The sequence below is a fragment of the Neptunomonas sp. genome (assembly GCF_041601355.1).
Lineage (GTDB): Bacteria > Pseudomonadota > Gammaproteobacteria > Pseudomonadales > Balneatricaceae > Neptunomonas.
The window spans coordinates 1-4,877 of the sequence record NZ_JBFIIH010000194.1 but is presented as its reverse complement, the minus strand read 5'-3'; the positions used below and the strand labels follow the sequence as shown (position 1 = coordinate 4,877).

At 42.9% G+C, this 4,877-nt stretch carries 5 protein-coding genes; 2 read left to right on the top strand and 3 right to left on the bottom strand.

Annotation, left to right across the window (positions count from 1 at the left end; all coding sequences use genetic code 11):
* The 3 genes from ABY436_RS18885 to asnB form a co-directional block, all read right to left on the bottom strand.
* Positions 1-403, bottom strand: a 403-nt coding sequence (locus tag ABY436_RS18885; protein WP_372740478.1) for a hypothetical protein, incomplete at its 3' end; no start/stop codon positions are given.
* 16 nt (positions 404-419) lie between these two features.
* Positions 420-1,487 carry a DegT/DnrJ/EryC1/StrS family aminotransferase gene (locus tag ABY436_RS18880; protein ID WP_372740477.1) on the bottom strand — a complete coding sequence of 356 codons (1,068 nt, stop codon included), beginning with the start codon at positions 1,485-1,487 and terminating at the stop codon, positions 420-422.
* Between the two features lie 202 nt (positions 1,488-1,689).
* Positions 1,690-3,588 carry an asparagine synthase (glutamine-hydrolyzing) gene (asnB, locus tag ABY436_RS18875; protein ID WP_372740476.1) on the bottom strand — a complete coding sequence of 633 codons (1,899 nt, stop codon included), beginning with the start codon at positions 3,586-3,588 and terminating at the stop codon, positions 1,690-1,692.
* Positions 3,589-3,816: 228 nt separating this feature from the next.
* Between asnB and ABY436_RS18870 the strand changes: the two genes are divergently transcribed.
* Together ABY436_RS18870 and ABY436_RS18865 are read left to right on the top strand one after the other, a co-directional pair.
* Complete coding sequence (locus tag ABY436_RS18870) at positions 3,817-4,068, top strand: acyl carrier protein (RefSeq protein ID WP_372740475.1); 252 nt, start codon at positions 3,817-3,819, stop codon at positions 4,066-4,068.
* Positions 4,069-4,084: 16 nt separating this feature from the next.
* Positions 4,085-4,877: hydrolase 2, exosortase A system-associated (locus ABY436_RS18865; RefSeq protein WP_372740474.1), on the top strand; the 793-nt coding region annotated here is incomplete at its 3' end.

The following is a 4,877-nucleotide window of genomic DNA, read 5'->3' as shown; positions in this document are numbered from 1 at the left end:
TTATCTGTTTATTCGGGATTGGTCTGGTTAGCAGTTCCGGGTCTTGCTGGGTGATACTAAAAACAAGTGGGAAAAACATTAATTTATTACGTAATTGTTTAGCCAGTAGTTTTGTTGGTATCTCAGATACTTGTAACCAGCATCCAATAGGAGCTTGTGACGGTTGAAAAGTACGCCAGCAGCCTGCTTTTACTTTGACAACAATGGACATTGCTCTTATTGAATTATCGGCATAATAAATGGCGAGTTTTTCGTGGCCTGAGCCAAAATGTCTGAGTAATGGTTGTACGAAATAGCTTTCTAACAAAGGTGTTTGGTAGCTATCACGGTTAAGTGCATCCCATTTCTCTGCATACATTTCGAATTCAGTTATCGGAAAAAGCGACCAACCTGATTTTATCATATTGATAATAAGCTCATTATTTGATTGCTTGCTTGATTAACGTAAGCATCCAATCAATTTCTGCTGTAGATAGTTCTTGATGGCAAGGGAACTGCAACACATGCTTTGAAAGTTTGATACTGTCTGGGTATTCATCAATCGTGATACGGGGATCAAGATGTTCTCCAAAACGCCAGATGGGCACTCCTTGACGTTTAAGTGTGTCGAAGGCTTGTTGTGGGTTCTTCACATAAAGTGGGAATAAGAGAGGTACACAATGATCGTCTATTGCCTCAAAAAGAGGATAAGCAGTAGATAAGTGCTTCATTGAGTCGTAAATTTTTTTATAGTTCTCCCTGCGTTTTTTTACAATACGTGAACCGTTACTTTTATTAACTATAATACCCGAGGCAGTAGATATGTTTTTATGAATCCAGCTTTCATCAAGGTCATATCCTCCTTCTGTCGCTGCAGCGACTCGTGTCAGTTCCCTGTTTGTGCTGTTTACGTTTTTAATAATTGCCCACGTAACGCTTTTAAGGGCTAAGATCTTTTTTAGTATTTTACCGAATATTCCCAAGCGTGAATAACCAACAGAGCGCTCTAAGATATTAAATAAAGATTTTAGCTGCAGTGATATGGGTTGATGTTCAAGCGTTATATTACTCAGTTTTTTATTGGAAGAAGCAAGAATCCCTCCATCAAAACAAGGGAAGAATTTCATGCTACTGGCAATTGCATAATCTCCCTGGGTGCCAACGACTGCCCCATTTTTAGCACCGAAAAATGCATGAGCACAATCTTCAATGAGCGCAATATTTTTTTTATCACACAGCTCTCTTACCTTTGTGAGATCCTGCAGGATACCAAAGTAGTGTGTGACGATCATAGCTTTGGTATGAGGGGTTATTTTTTTTTCAATATCTTCGTTGTTTATGCATGTATCTATATTTATTTGATAAAAAACCGTGGAAGCTGCGCACCATGTGACGGGTGGTATCATCGACAGGCTATGGTAGGCAGGCAAAAGTACTTCATCGCCTGAGACAACCCCCGCATCCTTTAATGCTAATACGATACCAGCTCGGCCACTGGTGATATGCATTGTCTCATTGCATGACAGTATCGAGTCGATATCTTTGTAGTTAGAGGACAGTCTAAGAGACTGTCCTGATAGTACCGGCGCTAAAGGGATCTTTGGGTCCGGATATTGCTCATAGTTTTTCGTATGTGCTCGCATAACGGACCTTTCACGACTTATTAAATGCTTGTGCTGAATATCAGTATTGTTAAGTGAAAAACATCACCTAGACATCATCAACTTTCCTTTCTAACCACAGCTCCAGCACGGTTAATATCCAGATCAGTTCACCGTAATAGACGGCATGGCCTTCGCGGTGTAATTTTATCAGCTTATCTAAAAACTCTGCCCTGAAATAGGGGCGACTTTTTAATTTTACCAAGCTGTCGTAAGCCAGGTCTTGGAGGGGTTTATGCGTCTGCATCCAGACGCCAAACGGTAAACCGAACCCTTGCTTTTTCTTGGTAATAGTTTCCGGCGGTAGCCACCCGGTTAATGCTTTTTTGTAATAATAGCGGAGTTGTTGCCCTTTGAGTTTCCATTCGTCAGGAATTTCGCCCGCAAGTGCTAACAGTGAGTCATCCAGCATTGGATAAGCGACTTCGACACCTGCCAGTGCGCACATATGGCTGACTTTTCGCAAGTCGTTATCTGCAAGTGTGAATTGCCAGTCGAGATAAAGCATCCGACTTAATGTCGATGCATTTTCTGGTGCCTGATAAACAGATTCAAGCAGTTCTAACGGGTAATCTGTGGATATCTGATTAATAAAGGCATCATTAAATATCTCGTTAGGCGCATGTTGATTAAGAAAGTTATAGTTTTGCATACGCCCGGGCAGAGTTGTATTTGCCTGGTTAATATAACTGCGTGCTTTATTTACCAAGGGGATTTGGCCTGGAATCATGCGTAGTAGTGGCTCAAAAAGCGCTGTTCGCAGGGGTTTTGGTATGCAACTGTATCGCTCAAACACTTTTTGCTTTGCGTAGCGTTCATTGCCTGCAAATAGCTCGTCACCTCCATCTCCTGCGAGCAGACATTGTACGCCATCTTTAGCCGCTTCTTTTGCACAGAAATAAGCAGGTAATGCTGAAGAGTTGCCAAAGGGTTCATCATAACTGGTGGCTATGCCTGGCAGGGCGGCGACAACATCTTCAGGTGTTACATAGTACTCATGTAGCTTTACCCCAAAGTGTTTTGCGGTGATGCGGGCGAAGGCCATTTCATCGTAGCCTTTCGCCGAAAAACCGATAGAATACGCATCTGCTTCGCCATCGCTGAGTTCGCTCAACATGCCGGTGACCGTTGAACTGTCCAGGCCTCCGCTTAAGAATGCTGCTGTTTTAACGTCTTGACTATTAGCTTTTCTTACTGAGTTTTTTAGGGTGTAGCGTAGCTCTGCGCACATATCATCAAAGCTACGTTGCTGTGTCTGTTTAAAGCTGGGAGTCCAATAACGATGAATACTGCTCGAACCATCCTTCAGGTGCAGCGAGTGAGCCGCTTGCATCTTTTTGATATTCTCAAATGTTGATACCGGGCTGGGTACCATGTGAAAATACACATAGTTATACAAAGCTTGAGGGTTGATTTTTTCATCAATAGCATCGTGAGCCAGCAGTGCACTCGCTGATGTGCCAAAAATTATCCCCTGTTGTGGATGCTCAGCGTAATATAAGGGTATGCTGGCTAATCGGTCGACGCCGGCAGTAAGCATATTCAGGCTATTATCAACGATGACAAAAGCAAATGATCCATGAATAAAGCTGCAACATGCCTTGCCGTGTTCTTTGTATGCGTGAAGCAATGCTTCCGCATGTCCCTTCTCGTTTGCAAGATTGGCTAATGTAGTGTCGTACCACTCGGGTTTACCAATGATTGTGATAAGTAAGTTGTCACGCGCTAGCAGATCGCTGTTGGATCCCAAAAAACTGTTGTTAGTCTGCTCTGAAACAAAGTCATCTCGTGTGTTTAATGCCGACTGCATATTTTGACTAATACGCGTTGCATCATCAGGTTGTTGAAGACTATCAACGTTATACAACCAGCCATAAAAAGCAGGCGTAAGAAGTGAGGTTTGCATTAATGCTGTTTCAGGTGCTTCTGAGAAGGCCGTCCTTGTCATAATATTTTCCGCTTGCTACATCGCATCAGTTAAAACACTCATTAGAGAGTAGGGTTGATAACATATTAAGTCTATCTAATAAGTGTATCGTCGTTTTTTTTGATTGTCGTTATTCTTGTGTCTATATAATAGCGTTTTATTGCGAAGTATTTTGTGTGTTTCCTGGTAAATGCTAACATGGCGCACTATTTGTATTTAAGCTCAATGTGAAATCTTTAGGGGGTTTGTGTGGTTACGCTGAATGACGTGAAAGAAATTGTTGGTGAAGTGCTGCAGTTAGGTGATCGTATCGATGATTTTGATGAATCAACACCATTATTAGGCAGCGTGCCTGAGTTTGATTCGATGGCGGTTGTTATGGTGTTGACTGCTCTTGAAGAAAACTACGATATATCTGTTGATGATGATGAAATCAGTGCTGAAGTATTTGAAACGATGGGAGCGCTTCTTCAGTTTGTTAATGCAAAAGTAAACGCATAGTTTACGTTACCATTTTATGATACCCCAGTTTGTAGCAGGCCCCGCCGGCCAGCTTTTTATTTCGCTCTATCCGGCAAAAAATGTATGCTTTTCGGATGAGTGGATAATTCATGTTCCTGCGTTTGCAGAGGAGATGAACAAATCTCGTAAAATTGTGCGCGATCAAGCTGTCGTACTCGCTGATATAGGCGCTACAGTCATCGTTCCTGATCTATTCGGAACGGGTGATAGTGAGGGTGATTTTGGCCAGGCAAATTGGGATGTGTGGAAACAGGATGTGCGTTTTTTAATCCAATGGGCTGTTGATCAGGGTGCGCAGCGTATCACGCTGTGGGGGTTGCGTGCCGGTGCTTTATTAGCGCTCGATCTTTATCAGGACTCCGCATTATCTATCCATCGATTATTGTTATGGCAACCTGTACATAGCGGCGAACAATTAATGACGCAATTCCTGCGTTTGCGCATGGCTGCAGGTCTGAAGTCCGGCGAGCCGCAGGCTGTCGCTCAATTGCGTGAGCGTCTTTATGGTGGCGAAACTATAGAGGTAGCTGGATATGATGTTGCACCTGCATTAATAAAGCAGCTCGATAAAACAAACCTCAACCAGTTTACATTACCTTCCGACGCTAATATTAATTGGTTTGAAGTTGTTAACCACCCAGATAAGCCTTTACTGCCGGTTTCACGTAAATTGATTGAAGAGTTGCACGCTCAAGGCCTGGATATTCGCGCTTTCGCAATAGAAGGCGAGCCTTTTTGGACAACTCAGGAACTGGCTATTGCCCCTTTATTGATCGAGCGGACCACTG